The sequence below is a fragment of the Micromonospora sp. M51 genome, assembly GCF_018070305.1.
Lineage (GTDB): Bacteria > Actinomycetota > Actinomycetes > Mycobacteriales > Micromonosporaceae > Micromonospora > Micromonospora parva.
The window spans coordinates 1-1471 of the sequence record NZ_JAGPXZ010001090.1 but is presented as its reverse complement, the minus strand read 5'-3'; the positions used below and the strand labels follow the sequence as shown (position 1 = coordinate 1471).

Here is a 1471-nt window from a genome sequence, read left to right as displayed (position 1 = left end):
CCCCCCCCCCGCCCCACCCCCCCTCGGCGGGCGCCGCGGCGCCCCCGCCCGCCCCGTTGCCGCCCCCCCCCCCCCGGGGCGCGTCGACGAGCAGTCGGGCCACCGCGAGACCGAGACCGCTGGTCCCGCCGACCACCACGAAGGTTCTGGCACCCATGTCTCTCCAGCCGCCGCCGACACCGGTCACGCAGGCCGCGTGACGGCCCGTTCTTCCCCTTTCCGGACCCCGCACACCCGTTCGCGGGTAGTGCTGGGCATACCCCGAAGAGTGGATCTGGACGGCTGGGGCAGCCAGCCGCTGCCGATTAGCGTCTGCGGCATGACCACGGAACACCCTTCGCACCTGGCCGAGGCGCTGCGCCGCCGCCGCTGGCTGCTCACCGCGTGGCCCTGGCGGGCGCTGGCCTACCTGGTGACCACCGTGCCGATCGCCGGCGTGCTCACCGTCGGGCTGCTCGTCATCGGCGCGCCCCTGCTGGCCGCCGTCAACGCGTTCCGCCTGCACGGCCGGCCGCCGAGCGTCGCGCTGACGCTGTTCCTGGCCACCGGCAGCCTCATCCTGCTGGCGTTGGCCCCGCTGGTCAGCTTTCCGGTGGCCGCCGTCGAGCGGTGGCGGGTCGGGCTCGTCGACGGTCGTGCGCTGCCCTCGTCGCCGTGGCCGGGCCTGGTCGCCCGCTACCGCAGCGCCGCGACCTGGCGGGAGGTGGCGTACCTGTTCTGGCTGGGCGGCTTCGCGCCGGTCGCGTACTGGGTGTTCCTGCTGCTGGTCCTGCTGGACCTCGGGATGATCTCCAGCCCCTGGCTGGCCGGCGACGCCAACCAGCCGGTGGTGATCTGGCAGCCGATCGACAGCACCGGCGAAGCCGTCCCGTACGCGATCGTGGGGGTGCTGCTGATCCCGGTGCTCTGGTACGCCGTCGGCCTGCTCGCCGCCGTGCAGGCGGCCGTGGCCCGGTGGCTGCTGGCTCATCCGGTGGACGCGGCGGCGCTGCGCGAGGTCACCCGCTCCCGCACCCGACTGGTCGGGGCGTACGAGGCCGAACGCCGCCGCATCGAACGCGACCTGCACGACGGCGCACAGCCCCGACTCACCAGCCTCACCCTGCAGCTGGGGCTGGCCCGGCTGGACGTGCCCGAGGACTCCCCCGCCTCCCGACCCCTCGCCGTGGCGCACGACCAGGCAAGGGGCCTGATGGTGATGCTGCGGCAGTTGGTGCACGGCATCCGCCCGCAGAGCCTCACCGACCTCGGCCTGGCCGGTGCGGTACGCGAACTGGCCGACGCCGCCACCATCCCAGTTGCCGTGCGCGCCGACCTGCACGGCGAGCTGCCGGAGATCGTGGAGACCACCGCCTACTTCGTGGTCTCCGAGGCGCTGGGCAACGTCGCCCGGCACGCCCGGGCTACCCGCGCCGACCTCCGCCTCACCCGGGCCGGCGGTGACCTCGTCGTCGAGGTGACCGACGACGGC

At 74.7% G+C, this 1471-nt stretch carries 1 protein-coding gene; it reads left to right on the top strand.

The genetic code is table 11. The features are described from left to right. Window positions 1-319: 319 nt before the first annotated feature. On the top strand, window positions 320-1471 hold a 1152-nt coding region (locus KBX53_RS32705; RefSeq protein WP_210863724.1), incomplete at its 3' end, for a sensor domain-containing protein.